The sequence below is a fragment of the Undibacterium sp. WLX3042 genome (assembly GCF_049544825.1).
Lineage (GTDB): Bacteria > Pseudomonadota > Gammaproteobacteria > Burkholderiales > Burkholderiaceae_D > Undibacterium.
Window position 1 is genome coordinate 2,111,144 of sequence record NZ_CP186698.1, and the last position, 15,771, is coordinate 2,126,914.

Sequence of the window (15,771 nt, forward strand, 5' to 3'; positions counted from 1 at the left end):
AACGGATATCGCGGCGATTCGCGATGATCAGACACCGCAATACGCTTCAGAGGCAAGCTGAGCCGCAAGTAATTTGGCTTCTTCAACCCGGGTTCCGGCGGGAAGCTGAACTTTGTTTTTGACGGCGGTCATTTCCGCCAGAATTGAAATCGCAATCTCAGCCGGCGTCTTACTACCGATATACAAGCCGACAGGGCCATGCAATTTTGCGAGTTGCGCGTCGCTGACATCAAACTGTTTCAAACGTTCGCGCCGCTTCGCATTGTTCAGACGGGAACCAATTGCACCGACGTAGAACGCTTCGGTCTTTAACGCTTCCATCAGTGCCAGATCATCGAGTTTAGGATCATGCGTCAAAGCCACCACGGCGCTGCGGCTGTCGAGCTGCATTTCCAGCACAAGATCATCCGGCATCGCATGAACGACCTGCACACCATCCACCTGCCAGCCGACACGATATTCTTCACGCGGATCACACACGGTCACCTGATAATCCATACCAACGGCAATACCCGCCAGAAAACGGGATAACTGACCAGCGCCGATAATCAGCAAGCGCCAGCGCGGGCCATGCACAGTAATCAGGCGCTCAGACGTCAGCATCAGTTGCGCGTTTGCATCGGCCTTCGCCAGCGTGACGTCACCCGAGACCAGATCCACGGTTCGTGCTGTGAGTTCGTGCCCGGCAAGTCGGTCAAGTAATTCACCTATTCTGCTGCGATCAGTCAGCGGCTCTATCGCCAGTTGTATCGTACCGCCGCAAGGCAGACCAAAACGATGCGCCTCATCGGCGGTAATACCGTAAGTGACAATTTCCGGGACAATGCGGGTAATGCCGTGCTGCTGTACCCGGGCGATCAGATCATCCTCTATGCAGCCGCCGGACACAGAACCAATCACGCGACCATCTTCGCAAATACCCAGCATAGAACCTTCGGGACGCGGGCTGGAACCCCAGGTTTTGATCACTGTCACAAACTCGCAGCGGCGCCCGCTCCTGATCCAGGCATCGCAGGATTTGAGCACTTCGAGATCAACACTATCCATAATGATTGTTCATGGTGGTAAGACATCGGTCAGGGTCTTCAACTGACGAACACCCTTGCCATAAAAACGAAAAACTGAAAAGTAAAAGGAAATCCGCTTATTGATTGTCTGGAATTTACACAAAATTGCTCCGGCAAGGCATGGCGACGAAGGCATTCGGACAGTATGACCGGGAGCCACAACGTCACCGAAGCGGTTTTGCGTAAGTCCTGTTATTGTTAATTATTGCTTTTTGTAAGAAGGAAAAAACAATTGCTGTCCGTCAACCTTGAAGTCAGCAATTTTTTTCTGACCTTCTGCCGAGGTCATCCACTCGATCAGGCTATTGGCGCCACGAATATTGATGTCCTTGTACTTCGCAGGATTAACCGCGATGATGCCGTAAGGATTAAACATTTTAGGATCGCCCTCGACCTGCACTGCCAACCCAGTTTTCGCTTTATACGCGCCGTAAGTCGCGCGGTCAGTCAGGGTGTATGCCTGCATCTGCGCAGCCATCGTCAGCACTTCCCCCATCCCCAGACCGGCAGATACATAGGCGCTGCCCGCGGGTTTTACGCCCGCTTCTTTCCAGTACGCCTGCTCCATCTGATCGGTACCGGAATTGTCACCACGCGAAATAAATTTCGCTTTGCTCGCCACCAGTTTGCGCAGTGCATTGATCACATCTTTGCTGCCTTTCAGTCCGGCTGGATCTTCCGTGGGTCCAACGATGATGAAGTCGTTATACATGACATCGCGGCGGTTAATACCGTGACCTTCGGCAACGAATTTATCTTCTGCTGCACGCGCATGTACCAGCGTGACATCGACGTCGCCGTTTTTCGCCAGTTCCAACGCCTTGCCTGTGCCGACGGAAATCACATGCACCTTCATGTGCGTTTTCGCTTCAAAGTCCGGCAGAATGGCTTTCAGTAAGCCGGAATTTTCGGTACTGGTCGTGGTGGACAGGCGCAGCACTTCCTGAGCGCTGAGTGGCGTCTGTGCGCCGAGCAAAGTCAGTGATATGGCAAGAATAAAGCGTTTCATCATTTCTCCTGTTCCTGTAAGTGAGTGGTGCTATTTTCGCATGAAACCTGTTTGCTCTCGTGACAACGGTATCGTGTGGGAGTGTCGTCTGGGCAGCAGTTCCGTCGCATCAGTTTGCTGTGACACCCTTTGTCTTAGCGATAAATTGGGGAGTATGTGCCAATTTCACCTTCATGTCCTTATAAACAAAGGGGGTTTAAATATACTGGGGGGAGTATATTTCAGGATTCCGAAGGCAGTTGATGAACGCAATTTCAGCGTCTGACACCCGTTATTGCCCAATCTTACGATGACAAGTGCTGCACCTCATCGTCGTCTATCGCGGCGAAACGTGGTACATGAACACCATCCACTTCCACCGTTTCAAAAAACACCGATTTCGGACGAGTCCAGATACTACCGTTATGGGAACGATAAACGATCACCGGGCTGAGATCGGATTCCTGTATCGCTTCACAGACCAGTTCATAAACACCACCTTTGTAGTGCCGGTATTTTTGTGGCTGGTTCATCGTCAGCATTCCTTCAACAATTCAACATCAGGTCGAGATTATGCCTCGTCTGCAGCAAATCTGCTGACGGTGCCGGATGACCAGCTTACGCGAGGGCAAACTGTTTCCGCAAAAATGCCGGCACCTTGGCAGCGCTGAGCTGATTCACCGCAATCAGTAATTGCGGATCAATCGCCGCCACCGCATAACGACGGCGCAACTCTTCTGCCACATGCAGCATCAGCGCGGCAGTGACTTCGGCGTCGGCCTCTGCCCTGTGCGCAGCGCCCTGAAAACGGATGCCGAGTGCAGACGCGAGCCGCCCCAGTGAATAGCTCTCCATACCCGGAAAAATCCGCCGCGCCAGCTTGACTGAACAAACCAGTCCATCATGTTCGGGCCACAAACCCTGACGATCACTTTCGGCTTTCAGAAACTTTTCATCGAAACTCGCGTTATGCGCGACCAGAGTATCGTTACCGATAAAATCCACCAGCGCCGGCATCACCTCTGTGACAGCCGGAGCTTGATCCACCATGGCCTGCGTGATACCGGTCAGCTCAGTGATGAAATACGGAATACGTACGCCGCAATTAATCAGGGACACGTAGCGGTCAACGACTTCGCCCCCCACCACGCGTAAAGCCGCCACTTCGGTCACCCGCCCCCCCTGCTCCGGACTCATGCCCGAGGTTTCAAAGTCGATTACCACTATTGCTTGTGCAAACATATTTCTTATTCACCGGAACTAAAACTGCGTAAAAATATCTACCATCCTCATGCTGCACACCTCTAATATGCCTGTGCATGCTGGCTACCAGCGCTAAAAATGCAAACGACGGCATCCCCAGTACCGATGTCCTACATTGTAATCGCGGATGACCGCGGTGCCGCATGTGATGATCTCAGTCTGCACGACCATGTCCCGGACTATCGTGTGAACAAAACAAAATCCGACGCCACTCATGCGCAAAAATTTTTTACAAAAGCGATTTTCACTGCCAGCCAACGATCTGTTACGGGATCGGATCTACCGTCGCCTGTGGACGTCGATACTGATCAGCTCATTCGGCGCACAGATCACTATGCTGGCGTTGCCACTGACCGCCGCGGTGATGCTCAATGCCAGCGCCAGCCAGATGGGCATACTGACGATGATGGAAACGCTGCCGTTTGTATTGTTGTCGCTGCCTACCGGGGTCTGGCTTGACCGTATGCGCAAATTGCCGGTCTATATCGCTGGCGAAACTATCATAGGATTGGCCGTCGTCAGCGTACCGGTGGCGTGGTGGCTGGAGTTGGTGAGCATGCGCTGGTTGTATGTCGTCGGTTTCATCATTGGCATGGTCAATACCATGGCGGGAACCGCTGCACAAATCGTTCTCACGCAAATCGTGCCGCGGGAACGTCTGGTCGAAGCACATGCCAAAAATGCGTTGGCGACTTCCGGTGCTGAAGTTGCCGGACCAGCAACCGCCGGCGCCCTGATCAAATTGCTCGGTGCACCGGTCGCCTTGATCGCCGATGCTGCATTGCTGATCAGCTCGGCAATCATACTGCGTGGCATCAACGTCACCGAACACCGGCCGGTTGCGACGGATTCAGCTTTCTGGCGAGACCTGAGAGCCGGTATTCATTTTGTCGCTAAAAAACCTTTATTACTGGCGCTTGCCGCGACCGTCGGCGGCTGGCAACTTTGCTACAACGCAGCGCTGGTTGTGCAGATTTTATATGCTACCCGTACGCTCGGCCTCTCCGAGCAGACTGTCGGCCTGAGTTACATGGGCATGGGCGTCGGTACCATTCTTGCCAGCGTTTACGGTTACCGCATCAGCCGCGCAATCGGACCGGGGCCATGTATGGTGTTGGGTATCACGATCTGCGGTGCCGGCTGGAGTTTGCTAGCCATCGCGCCGGCCAATCAATGGGGTATTGTCTCATTCGCGCTGATGCTGATGTGTTATTCCGTTGGCGCGGTGCTGATTTTCATTAATTTTCTCGCCTTGCGGCAGGCCGTGACTCCTGAACCTATGCTGGGACGCATGACCAGTACCATGCGCTGGCTGATCCTGTTACCAGCTGGCCCAGGTGCGCTGATCGGCGGCTGGATGGGTGAACACGCCGGCCTGCATTATTCGCTGGCGTTCGCTGGCGCCACAGCTCTGATACTGGCTGCATTCGCGTGGCGCAATCCGATTATTCGCGGCATCAGCGTGTTACCGAGCTTAAGCCCACAGGAAGAACGGCAATCGTTATGAGCAGCTGTGTTGACGATGCGGCGTTACAGACATATTTTCAGACACGGTGCGCATACGATTGCGCAGAAAAGAAAAAAAGCGTGATAATGCGCGATCGGTGTTCATTGCTTATCGTTTAAGAAAATGTCTTAACGATCAGTGATTTCAGGCGGGCCCGGGGGAATCAAACAATACGGGCTCTTCATTGACAATAAAAAAGGTAATTCAATGCCAAAAGAAACGTCAGCTTCTTCATTCAAGCCGTACATACCGGCATCGGCACAGCTACCGGAAATGACCGCGCGCGCCTTAATCATGGGTGTCATTCTCGGCATGATCTTCGGTGCTTCTTCATTGTATCTGGTGCTCAAAGTCGGCTTAACGGTCAGTGCATCGATTCCGGTCGCTGTCATCGCCATCACGCTGTTCCGCTTGTTTAACAAGTTCGGTGGTAAAGATTCAACTATCCTTGAAAACAGTATTACGCAGACCGCCGGCTCTGCAGGTGAGTCGCTGGCATTTGGTCTTGGTGTCACCATGCCGGCGATTCTGATTCTGGGTTTTGATCTGGAAATTTCGCGCGTGATGCTGGTCGGCTGTCTCGGTGGATTGCTGGGCATTCTGATGATGATTCCCATGCGCCGGACAATGATCGTCGAAAAACATGGCGAACTGAAATATCCTGAAGGTACGGCATGCGCGGAAGTATTGAAAGCCGCAGCGACCGATACCTCACGCGAAGCGTCCGGAGAAAGCAGCAACCCGCATGCACAGGACGATGCCAACCGCCGCGCTAAAATTATTTTTGCAGGTTTCGGCATAGGCTTGCTGTACAAAATTGCGAACGTTGCATTTAAAGGCTGGAAAGACACACCGGAAGTCACGTTCGGCGCACCGCTCAAAGCTGGTTCCCTGGGCGCGGAAGTGTCCCCAGAATTACTCGGCGTTGGCTACATCATCGGACCGCGTATCGCCGCCGTGATGGCTGCGGGCGGCGTCATGTCTTACCTGCTGCTGATTCCGATGATCAAATTTTTTGGCGATGCGCTGCTAACGCCTCTGGCACCGGCGACCAAACTCATCAGCGAGATGAGCCCGCATGATATCCGCAGCTCGTATATTCTTTACATCGGTGCCGGTGCCGTTGCGGCAGGCGGTCTGATCAGCCTGGTGCGTGCGATGCCAACCATCTGGCGCAGCCTTTCGGCGGGTCTGGCTGGTATGCGCAATGGTAAAAATGATGCTGCTGCGACATTGCGCACGGATCAGGATATTCCGATGAAATGGGTTGTGATCGGCGCGCTTGCCATCATTGCCATCATCACCTTTGCCACACCATTGCACATGAATTTTCTCGGTGCTTTGCTGATTCTGGTATTCGGTTTTCTGTTTGTGACCGTCTCCTCGCGCCTGACAGGTGAAATCGGCTCCTCATCTAATCCGATTTCCGGCATGACAGTGGCCACGCTGTTATTCACTTGCCTGATTTTCTTGCTGATGGGCTGGACTGGTGGTCAGTATTACGTTACTGCTTTGTCGGTCGGCGCGATTGTCTGTATCGCATCGAGCAATGGCGGCACGACTTCGCAAGACTTAAAAACCGGCTATCTGGTGGGATCAACGCCACGCCTGCAGCAATACGCGATTCTGGCCGGAGCCCTTTCTTCAGCGCTGATACTCGGTCCTATTCTGTTGAAACTAAATGATGCGGGTACCGTCTACGTCCCTGCCGCACAGGTCGCACCGGCATTGAGCACCGACGCCAGCAAACTGACGGAAACCGCCAGTTTGCAAGGTCCGCAGGCAGAGCAGGATAAAGCGAGTTACAAAGTCTGGCACAAAACCGATACGGTTGGCGGCCCGGCAGGTAAATATCTGGTCGATAATACCGGCAAAGCCGTGTATCTGGTTGATCCGGGTATCAACGGTGCTTACAACAAACGTCCTGACGGCACGGAAGTCAAGAAATATGATGCGCCGAAAGCCGTACTGATGTCTTACATCATCAAGGGCATACTCGATCAGCAACTACCATGGACGCTGGTCTTGTTTGGCGTGATGATCGCACTGGTACTGGAAATGGCGGGCATTCCTTCGCTGGCCTTTGCAGTCGGCGTTTACCTGCCATTGTCTTCGTCCGCACCTTTGTTTATCGGTGGCATGATACGCTGGCTGGTGGACCGCCGTAACAACAAACTTGATCAATATAAGTCGCTGAACGCGGAAGAAATGCAGGCCGCTGGCGACCGCAGTTCCGGTGTATTGCTTTCCTCCGGTTACATTGCCGGTGGCGCACTGGCAGGTATCGTGATTGCGTTTACCGCCGGTATCCTGACAGGATTCGACAAAGCGATCGGTGACTGGGCTACTGCACATAATCCATTCTTTGAAGGTGCTTACGCGAATGGATTAACGCTGATTCCGTATGCAGTCATCATTCTGACCCTGTATCTGGTTGCCCGTGAAAAGAATGTGAAAGCAAACTGAAACAGACTGATCCAACCTGACTTCGCAGGCTCGGAAACGAGTAGCGACAGAATAAAAAAGGACTTAAATCCATGCTGGGATTTAAGTCCTTTTTTCATGAGAGCAGGCAGCAGACTTCTTCGAGCAGAAGTTTGCCAGTACAATGCATACGCCTTTAATTTGATCAAACATTCATGTCCACCACACCTGTCACCGATTGCAAAAATCAAACCGTCGCCATTGGCGATATCGTCCGCATCGTCACCTTGAGTAAAAAATTTATCAATAACTTCCCGGAAGACGAACGCATCTTGATTGAATCGATGATAGGGCAATTTTTTAAAGTCATCGACTTGGACGAAGATGGTTATCCATGCGTCATGCGGGAATGGCACGATGAGCGCGGCCTACTGCAGACCCATGTAATTGCTCTTGATTCAGAAGAAATGGAAAAGGTGTGAATCTGCCGATCTGACAGAGACACACCTTAAAAAATAATGAGCAGAAAAACGACTTAGTTAATGTAATTAAACAATGACAGTCCGGCAGTTTTCACAAATGATTGCTGCGCTGCCTGCAAAGTCGTCTGCTGCTGCGACAGGGATGTCAGCGCTTTCACATAATCCAAGTCCTGAATATCCGATAATGCTGATTTGTAATTCAGCGAATTGGCTGAACCAAAACTATCCAGATCATCAATTTCCTTCAGACTTGCACCTAACTGCGCACGTGCAGTTAGTACATTACTCAAGGACGCATCCAGATTATTATTTCCCTGAGCCAATGCAGCAGCAAGGTCTTTCTTCGCGCTGCTGGTCGTTGCCGGCGTGTTGAGCGCATTAATAATGTCAGTCAGCGTTTCAAAAATGTTCTGATTACCCGGCTGCACACTGAAATGATCTCCCGGTCCCGGAGCACTCGGTGTGTTGGTCAGCGTGATGTCCATCCCATCCACCGTCACCGTGGCCGGACTGGTGTAGGGAGTGCTGGGCACAACGACGACGCCAGTCGTTTTGTTCGTAACAGTGAAATTCAAACCGGTTGAGTCAAATGCAATATCGTAATTCTGACCAGTCAATGCATTCGCTGTCGGCGCATTGATACTGACGGCAGCCACAACCTGCCCGTTGTTTGATGGATTCGGAACAACATTAAATTGACCCGGCGAGGTACGGATATTTTCAAAAATCTGCGTTCCGGGGGGGCTCAGAGGCAATTGACGGGATGTTTCGACTTGCAGATACCGTTGTCCCTGGTCACCATTATAAACAGCTCCATTAATCGTCTTGGTATAAGGTGCGGTAGTCGTTGAGAAGCCGGAGAACAAATAAGCACCCGTGCCATCGGTTGTATTTGCCAGGCCTAACAACTGATCGAGATTGCTCTGCATTTCAACCGCAATGTAACCGCGATCCTTATCGTTCAGCGTACCGTTACCGGCGTTGACAATCAGGGTCTTCAGATTTTGCAGCGTCGTCGTGACATTGCCGAGAGTACTCTCAGCCATACGCAGGTTATCTTTAGCATTCCCACGATTCACGGCATACTGCTCATTGATTGCATCTGCCTGTGTGATCACCAAAGCACGTGCGGAACCGATAGGATCATCCGCTGGCGTGAGTATCTTGCGCTCGGAAGCAATCTGTTGTTGCGTACGGTTCAGAGAAGATTGCAGATCGCTGATGCGGGAACCACCGCCCTCATAGATCATACTGGTACTGATGCGCATATATTACCTACCTTCCGATGGCCAGTATTGCGTCGAATAACTGACTGGCAATCTGCATCAATTTACCGGCAGCCTGATATGCCTGCTGGTATTTAAGTAAATTGGCGGCTTCCTCATCAAGATTCACGCCAGAGATGGATTGCTGATTGTCGGTTGCATTTTTCAGCAGGGTTGCTTCAGATGCTGTCGTGATTCCCAACTCGTGGGTTTTATTGCCGACCTGACTTACAAATTGCGCATAAGCACCTTGTATCGTCGTGGTGCTGCCAACCATGCTGTTTTTTGTCTGTATTCCCGCCAACAGCAGAGCATTCCGGTTATCGCCAGAGCCCGTCACATTTGCCGAAATATTAAAAACATCGCTGTTTGACGGCGTGCCGGATAAAGTAAAGCTTGTACCTGAGTAGCTATAAGTTGCGCCATCAAAGTAAGGAACCGCGCTTCCCGCCGGATATGTTGTTGATGTTGTCCCTCTGGTGACAGTCACATTTGCATTGGCAGGGAATCCAGTCAGGGTGTTACCGGCGGAATTGAAAGTCAGCTTGGATGCTGCAACAGGGACAGACGGCGATACAGTAAAAGTATCCCCGTTTGCCGGTGCACCAGAACTGTTCTGGATCGTGAAATTCATGCCAGAAAAGCTGATTTTTGCCCCGTTTGTGTATGGTACTGTCGCAGGAGGAGCATAATTCGTCGTTGTCGCTCCCACGGTCACAGAAACGCTGACTCCGGCTGGAAACCCGGTCAAAGAACCACCTGAATACGTCAGTGTTACCGGTGGCGTGACAGAAGAAGCGGAGAAAGAACTATCCGTTTTAACCGGGCTGATCGTGGCAGTCGCCGAGGTTGATGCACTCGCGACAGCCGAATCGACAGTACCGACTGAAATTTTTCCACTCCCGATATTCGTTGTCGGTGCAGCTGTTTTGATTGCCGCAGCGACCGCAATTTTTGATGGATCAATCATATCCACGGAAAAACCGGCTGCTGCAGCCAGAGTTGGACGGATCAAAAATTCATCACCAGCCGCGGGCTGCGTAGCCGGCGGCTGCGGAAATTCCATCGTGATACCGTCAACTCTGATCGGCTGTGATGTCGCGGTCTGGGTCTGCCCATCCGAGACACGGATGATGCGGTAATTTCCGGGACTGGTTACCTGCAGACGGTAATCGCTGGTTGTCAGGGCGCTGACATCGGAAATAGTCGCGTTAACATCAGCATTGGTTGTGTTTGATGTGCTTGGTGTTGTGATCGGCTGAGGAATGTTAAAAAACTTTCCGCCAGTAGCACCATTTAAATCCTGCCCCAGTGCATGCTGCTCGTTGAACGCAGTCGCGATACCGATAGCAACACGACCGATCGCATTCTGCGCCGGATCCAATGTATTCGCACGAAAATCAAACAAACCACCTAACACACCGCCCGGCAAACCATTTTCCGCAATTTGCACAGACGTACCGTTAGCCGAGTAGGACACTTCAGCTCTGGTCGAGTCAGTTTTAGAGACGCTCAATTCGAGCTGATTAACGACGCCTCCTAATACGAGAGGTTGGCCGTTACCGATAAAGACATTATATTTATTATCCTGAGGAATCACCGTCACTTTGGTGTATTTCGACATCTCAGTGATTAACTGGTCTCGCTGATCCAGCAAATCGTTTGGAGGCGAACCTGTGGTGCTGACCGATTTCGCTATCGTCTCATTCAGGCTCGCGACCTGCGTCGCATAGGTATTGATCTGACTGATCGCACCGCCGATCTGACCATTAACGTTCTCACGTATTTCATCCAGACGTGTCTGCAAACTATTGAAACGGCCAGCTAAGGACTGTGCACTGGATAAAACGGCCTGACGTGCTGCCGCACCGGCGGTTCCGTTCGGGCTTGCTGAAAGGTTTTGTATCGACGTAAAAAATTCTTGCAGAGCAGGTGTTACACCAGCCGTGGGATCTGCAATCAGGTTATTGATCTGTTGAATCTGAGAATAATACGCGTCAGCCTGATTCTTGGTGGTCTGCGTCGCATTGACTTGCTGACTGATAAATGCGTCGTACTGGCGTTGTATCTGGCTGATAGAAACGCCCTGTCCGACAAAAGAACCGCCGAGCAACTGCGGCGCATTTGCCGATTGCAATACGACCTGACGGTTATAGCCTGGCGTTCCGGCATTGGCAATATTATGTCCCGTGGTACTAATTCCCATTTGGGCAGCGGCCAATGCAGTTTGCCCGATATTCAGAATATTTGTACCCATAATTTAACCTATTGATTATTTGAGCTTTGTTCAGCTATCACCTTGATGTTTTCGGTGAAAAACCCAAAAACTTTAATATGATAAAAATAACAAGCAATAGCCGGCAGCATTGATGCTTAAGTCGCCATTGTCTGTTTGATTATTTTAGTCAGTTTACTTGCGTATTGCGGGTCAGTTGCGTAGCCTGCCTTTTGCAGACCGACAGCAAAACTGGTTGCATCTTTGGCATTCGCAATCACATTTTCATAGCGAGGATTTTTTGTCAGAAGCTTCGCATAGTCTTTAAACGCATCGGCATAGGAGTCGTAGGCTTTAAATTTCTCAACTTTACGGTAAGCAACACCATTGACGTATTCCGTTGTTACCGCATCAACCGTTTTCCCCTTCCACTTACTGTTGGCCTTCATACCAAAAATATTATGACTGGTACTGCCATCAAGCGTTTTAATTTCACGGCGGCCCCAGCCACTCTCGAGAGCAGCCTGTCCTAACATGAACTTCGCCGGAATCCCTGTAGCCTTACTTGCAGCCTCAGCATCAGCGCTTAATTTTTCCTGAAATTCGCGAACATGCGCCGGTCCAGAGAAATTACTTTTCACAGCCGCCGGTTGCGGTTCAAATTTCAGGTTATCCAGATAGGAGCTGATGCCTTTGGCGTTACCTGCAATGTTTCCGCTGATACCCAGGTCATTTCCGCCTGCGCCATTCTCCGATTGCAAAGCCTGGCTCACAGCATTATTGGTCAGTTGCCGTACCAGGGCGTCCGCCAAACCGATACCCCGGTTTGCCATCGATTGTGACAACTGCTGGTCTAGCATGGACGTATAGGTCCGGGTTTGTTCGCTGTCAAATGGGCCGTCCTGCCCACCTGCCTGACGCATAGACTTCAGCATCATATTCATGAACAGCGCCTCAAATTGCTTGGCTGCTGCTTTGATTGATTCGGGAGAATTATCTTTCGCGGATTGCTTGAGACCATCCAGGCTCTTGCTATCGAAAGCTAATTTATTATCCGAAAGATCAGCACGACCGATCATGAGGCTTCCTTAAATAATCTCAAGTTCTGCACGCAAAGCACCAGAGGCTTTAATCGCCTGCAAAATCGCCAGCAAATCCTGAGGTGTCGCACCTATCGCATTCAAGGCTTTCACAACATCGGCCAAGGATGTGCCCGCTTTCAGCATCATTAACTGCCCGGCATCTTTGGTGATGCTGATGCCTGAATTCGCTGTTGCTGCCGTTTGACCTGCTGCCAATGCATTTGGCTGACTGACCGCATTATCGGTATTGATGACAACAGAAAGATTTCCGTGTGCAACAGCGCAGGAATCCAGCGTCACGGCCTGATTCATGACGATAGAACCAGTCCGTGCATTCAGGATCACTTTTGCTACAGTCTGAGCAGGAGTCACATCCAGGCTTTCCAGCGCACCTAAAAATGAGACCCGCTGATCCGGACTGACTGGCGCCTTCACCTGTATCGCTCGCCCATCCAGTGCAGCCGCTGTATCCGGGCCAAAGCGGCGGTTAATCGCATCGACGACTCTGCTCGCCGTGGAAAAATCGGAAGTATTCAATTCCAGCTGTATCGTATTGCCCTGCCCCACTGAACTGGGAACCGCCCGCTCCACTGTCGCTCCTGAAGAAATACGTCCTACGCTCAGATGGTTGACTTGCGCTTTACTACCATTCGCGGAAGCGCCGGCACCACCAACCAGCACATTGCCCTGCGCCATCGCATAAATCTGATTATCCGCACCTTTCAGCGGCGTCATCAGCAGCGTACCACCACGCAGACTCTTCGCATTTCCCATCGAAGACACCGTCACATCCAGTGCTTGTCCTGGTTGCGCGAATGGCGGAAGCGACGCCGTCACCATGACCGCTGCGACATTTTTTAACTGCAGACTGGTGCCGACAGGTAGAGCAACCCCCATCTGCTGCAACATACTGACGATACTTTGCACAGTAAAGGGCGTTTGCGTTGTCTGATCACCGCTTCCATCAAGACCGACCACCAGACCGTAACCCAGCAGCTGATTCTGACGAACGCCCTGAATACCGGCAAGATCTTTTAACCTCTCTGCCTGACATTCTGCCGTCAGTGTCATCCCCATCGTCAGACTGATAAGCAACGTACAAAGCGACGACCGCAACTGCGTAATTTTTTTCATATCTAACCTCTTTTCAGTTTCTTACATAGGAAGAAAACTGAGGAAGAAACGCGTCAGCATCGAGTTAGCTTCTGCCTTATCAATTCTCGTTGTCGAACGGTATTCAAATCTCGCATCGGCTACCTGCGTCGATGGCACAACATTTCCTGCAGCTATTGTCTGCGGACTAACTACACCAGAGAAGCGGACAAACTCAGCACCCTTATCAAAGGCAAGCTGCTTTTCACCACTGACCAGCAAATTACCATTGGGCAAAACATCAATGACAGTCACAGCAATCGTTCCGGTAAAACTGTTGCTGGCCGTTTCTGCGCCTTTCTCATCAAATTTTGAGGACCCGTTCGTACTCAGGCCGAGCTTTGCAGTGGTCGAAGACGGAACACCAAAAACGGTTGGTGCTGCCAGTGACAAACCTGACGATTTACTGGAAGAGCTGGCACTACCTTTTGCTGCCGAAGTTCTCTCACTGATGGCAATTGTCAATACATCACCAACCATTCTCGGCTTGGCATCTTCATATAACGGACGATAGCTCGCAGACTGAAAAATCGCGCCGTTAATTTCTTTATGCGGTTTGGCGGACTGTGCCGGCAGCGATGTCGGCTGATGTACGATGGCTGGCGGAGTGACTGAGCACGCCGTCAGCGACAACACGATAGTGGCAGATAAAAATAAAGCCTTCATGATGTTCTCAACTGGTTAACAATCAGAGTTGCGTCAATTTTTGCAGCATCTGATCCGAGGTCGTAATCGCCTTACTATTAATCTCGTAAGCACGCTGAGTCTGTATCATATTGACCAGTTCTTCTGCGACATTGACGTTCGAGGTCTCGACAAAATTTTGCATCAGTAAACCTGCACCATTTGTTCCCGGTGTATTGGTTCCCGGATTCCCGGATGCGGCCGTTTCTGCGTATAAGTTTTCGCCCAGCGCCAGTAAGCCTGTGGGATTGATAAACGTCGCTAGCTGAATGGAACCAACCTGTACCGGCGCGCTCGAACCAGGCTGCGTGACAGAAACCGTACCATCACGCGCAACAGTAATGGACTGCGCATTGGCAGGAATGGTGATCGCAGGCTGAATCACAAAGCCGCTCGACGTCACCAATTGTCCCTGGCTATCCATCTGAAAAGAGCCGTCGCGCGTGTATGCCGTGGAGCCATCAGGCATCAGCACCTGAAAGAAGCCCTGCCCCTGAATGGCCACATCCTTGGCATTACCGGTCTGCTGTAAATTCCCTTGTGTGAAAATTTTCTCGGTTGCGACTGTACGTACACCCGTGCCTAACTGCAACCCAGACGGTAGTTGCGTCTGCTGGGAACTTTGCGCACCAGGCTGACGTATTGTCTGATACAGCAAATCTTCAAAAACTGCACGTGAGCGCTTAAATCCGGTGGTGCTGACGTTCGCCAGATTATTGGTAATCACATCCATTTGTGTCTGCTGTGAATCCAGGCCAGTCTTGGCGATCCAGAGTGAACGTATCATCGATTTCTCCTGCACGCCATGCGGCGTAGTGAACAGCGTAATTTGTTACCGGTTATTGTGCGCCTGAAACGACTAGCTCAAACTAAGGAGCTGACTGGCTTTTGCCGCGTTATTCTCCGCATTCTGCAAAAGGCGCATCTGCATTTCAAATTGCCGGCCGAGATTAATCATGGTCACCATCGATTCCACCACGCTGACATTACTGTTTTCCAGCATGCCTCCGGCAACACTGACCGCGGCATCCGCATCGGCAACACTACCGTCTTTCGTTTTGAAAAATCCATCGTCGCCGCGCACCAGATTTTCTTCCGGCGGATTCACCAGCTTTAAGCGACCGATCACCTGCACCGCATTCGGATTAGAACCTATCGGCACGGTTGAGACAGTGCCGTCTTTCGCGATCGCGATCGACACATCCGGCGGAATCGTAATCGGACCACCATCGCCGATCAGATTTAAGCCATTCTGCGTTTGCAAAACACCGTTTTCACTTAACTTCAGACTACCGCTGCGAGTGTAGCCCTCGGTACCATCCGGCTTTTCCACCGCCAGCCACCCCTTGCCCTGAACCGCGACATCCAGTTCACGTCCGGTCATTTGAAGACTACCTGTGGAAAAGTCCGTCCCGACCGTTGCATCGACAACGAAAGCGCGGGTCGGCAACTCAGCACCCTGCACCGGCACTGCCCTGAATGAATCCAATTGGGCACGGAAACCTGTGGTCGTCGCATTGGCCAGATTGTGCGCATTCGTCGCCTGCTGCTCAAGAATATGCTTGGCACCCGTCATCGCTGTATAAATCAACCTATCCATTACTACCTCCCGACACGCTCACACCCAATTCAATATCTGTTT

General features: G+C 51.4%; 14 protein-coding genes. 3 read left to right on the plus strand and 11 right to left on the minus strand.

All coding sequences use genetic code 11. From position 1 onward, the window contains the following. Positions 1-27: 27 nt before the first annotated feature. From ACPAOP_RS09590 to ACPAOP_RS09605, 4 genes are all read right to left on the minus strand, one after another. The gene (locus ACPAOP_RS09590; RefSeq protein ID WP_423707791.1) at positions 28-1,047 is read right to left on the minus strand and encodes an XdhC family protein; all 1,020 of its coding nucleotides are present in this window, start codon (positions 1,045-1,047) and stop codon (positions 28-30) included. A gap of 222 nt (positions 1,048-1,269) precedes the next feature. Then, a complete protein-coding gene (locus ACPAOP_RS09595) occupies positions 1,270-2,079 on the minus strand; it encodes a substrate-binding domain-containing protein (protein WP_423707793.1) in 810 nt (269 codons plus the stop codon). A gap of 281 nt (positions 2,080-2,360) precedes the next feature. Continuing rightward, positions 2,361-2,588: a DUF1653 domain-containing protein gene (locus ACPAOP_RS09600; protein ID WP_423707794.1), complete on the minus strand. Its 228-nt coding sequence runs from the start codon at positions 2,586-2,588 to the stop codon at positions 2,361-2,363. Positions 2,589-2,673: 85 nt separating this feature from the next. Beyond that, complete coding sequence (locus tag ACPAOP_RS09605) at positions 2,674-3,297, minus strand: PolC-type DNA polymerase III (RefSeq protein WP_423681971.1); 624 nt, start codon at positions 3,295-3,297, stop codon at positions 2,674-2,676. Between the two features lie 235 nt (positions 3,298-3,532). Between ACPAOP_RS09605 and ACPAOP_RS09610 the strand changes: the two genes are divergently transcribed. The 3 genes from ACPAOP_RS09610 to ACPAOP_RS09620 all read left to right on the plus strand — a co-directional run bounded on the left by ACPAOP_RS09610 (position 3,533) and on the right by ACPAOP_RS09620 (position 7,731). Continuing rightward, complete coding sequence (locus tag ACPAOP_RS09610; protein ID WP_423707796.1) at positions 3,533-4,825, plus strand: MFS transporter; 1,293 nt, start codon at positions 3,533-3,535, stop codon at positions 4,823-4,825. A 207-nt stretch (positions 4,826-5,032) separates the two neighbouring features. Continuing rightward, entirely contained in the window at positions 5,033-7,291 is a 2,259-nt protein-coding gene (locus ACPAOP_RS09615; RefSeq protein WP_423707797.1) for an OPT family oligopeptide transporter, read from the plus strand. 173 nt (positions 7,292-7,464) lie between these two features. Continuing rightward, positions 7,465-7,731, plus strand: a complete 267-nt coding sequence (locus ACPAOP_RS09620; RefSeq protein WP_423681968.1) for a hypothetical protein — start codon at positions 7,465-7,467, stop codon at positions 7,729-7,731. Positions 7,732-7,784: 53 nt separating this feature from the next. Here the strand turns inward: ACPAOP_RS09620 and flgL are convergent, their stop codons facing one another. The 7 genes from flgL to flgF form a co-directional block, all read right to left on the minus strand. Beyond that, positions 7,785-8,999 carry a flagellar hook-associated protein FlgL gene (flgL, locus tag ACPAOP_RS09625; RefSeq protein ID WP_423707798.1) on the minus strand — a complete coding sequence of 405 codons (1,215 nt, stop codon included), beginning with the start codon at positions 8,997-8,999 and terminating at the stop codon, positions 7,785-7,787. A 7-nt stretch (positions 9,000-9,006) separates the two neighbouring features. Further along, a complete protein-coding gene (flgK, locus tag ACPAOP_RS09630) occupies positions 9,007-11,253 on the minus strand; it encodes a flagellar hook-associated protein FlgK (protein WP_423681966.1) in 2,247 nt (748 codons plus the stop codon). Positions 11,254-11,369: 116 nt separating this feature from the next. Then, a complete protein-coding gene (flgJ, locus tag ACPAOP_RS09635; RefSeq protein ID WP_423681965.1) occupies positions 11,370-12,290 on the minus strand; it encodes a flagellar assembly peptidoglycan hydrolase FlgJ in 921 nt (306 codons plus the stop codon). A 9-nt stretch (positions 12,291-12,299) separates the two neighbouring features. Continuing rightward, complete coding sequence (locus ACPAOP_RS09640; RefSeq protein ID WP_423710002.1) at positions 12,300-13,370, minus strand: flagellar basal body P-ring protein FlgI; 1,071 nt, start codon at positions 13,368-13,370, stop codon at positions 12,300-12,302. Positions 13,371-13,448: 78 nt separating this feature from the next. Beyond that, on the minus strand, positions 13,449-14,111 hold the full coding sequence (locus ACPAOP_RS09645; protein WP_423681963.1) for a flagellar basal body L-ring protein FlgH: 663 nt from the start codon (positions 14,109-14,111) through the stop codon (positions 13,449-13,451). Positions 14,112-14,133: 22 nt separating this feature from the next. Next, the gene (flgG, locus tag ACPAOP_RS09650; RefSeq protein WP_423681962.1) at positions 14,134-14,916 is read right to left on the minus strand and encodes a flagellar basal-body rod protein FlgG; all 783 of its coding nucleotides are present in this window, start codon (positions 14,914-14,916) and stop codon (positions 14,134-14,136) included. 72 nt (positions 14,917-14,988) lie between these two features. After that, the gene (gene flgF, locus ACPAOP_RS09655; protein WP_423707799.1) at positions 14,989-15,729 is read right to left on the minus strand and encodes a flagellar basal-body rod protein FlgF; all 741 of its coding nucleotides are present in this window, start codon (positions 15,727-15,729) and stop codon (positions 14,989-14,991) included. Positions 15,730-15,771: the final 42 nt, after the last annotated feature.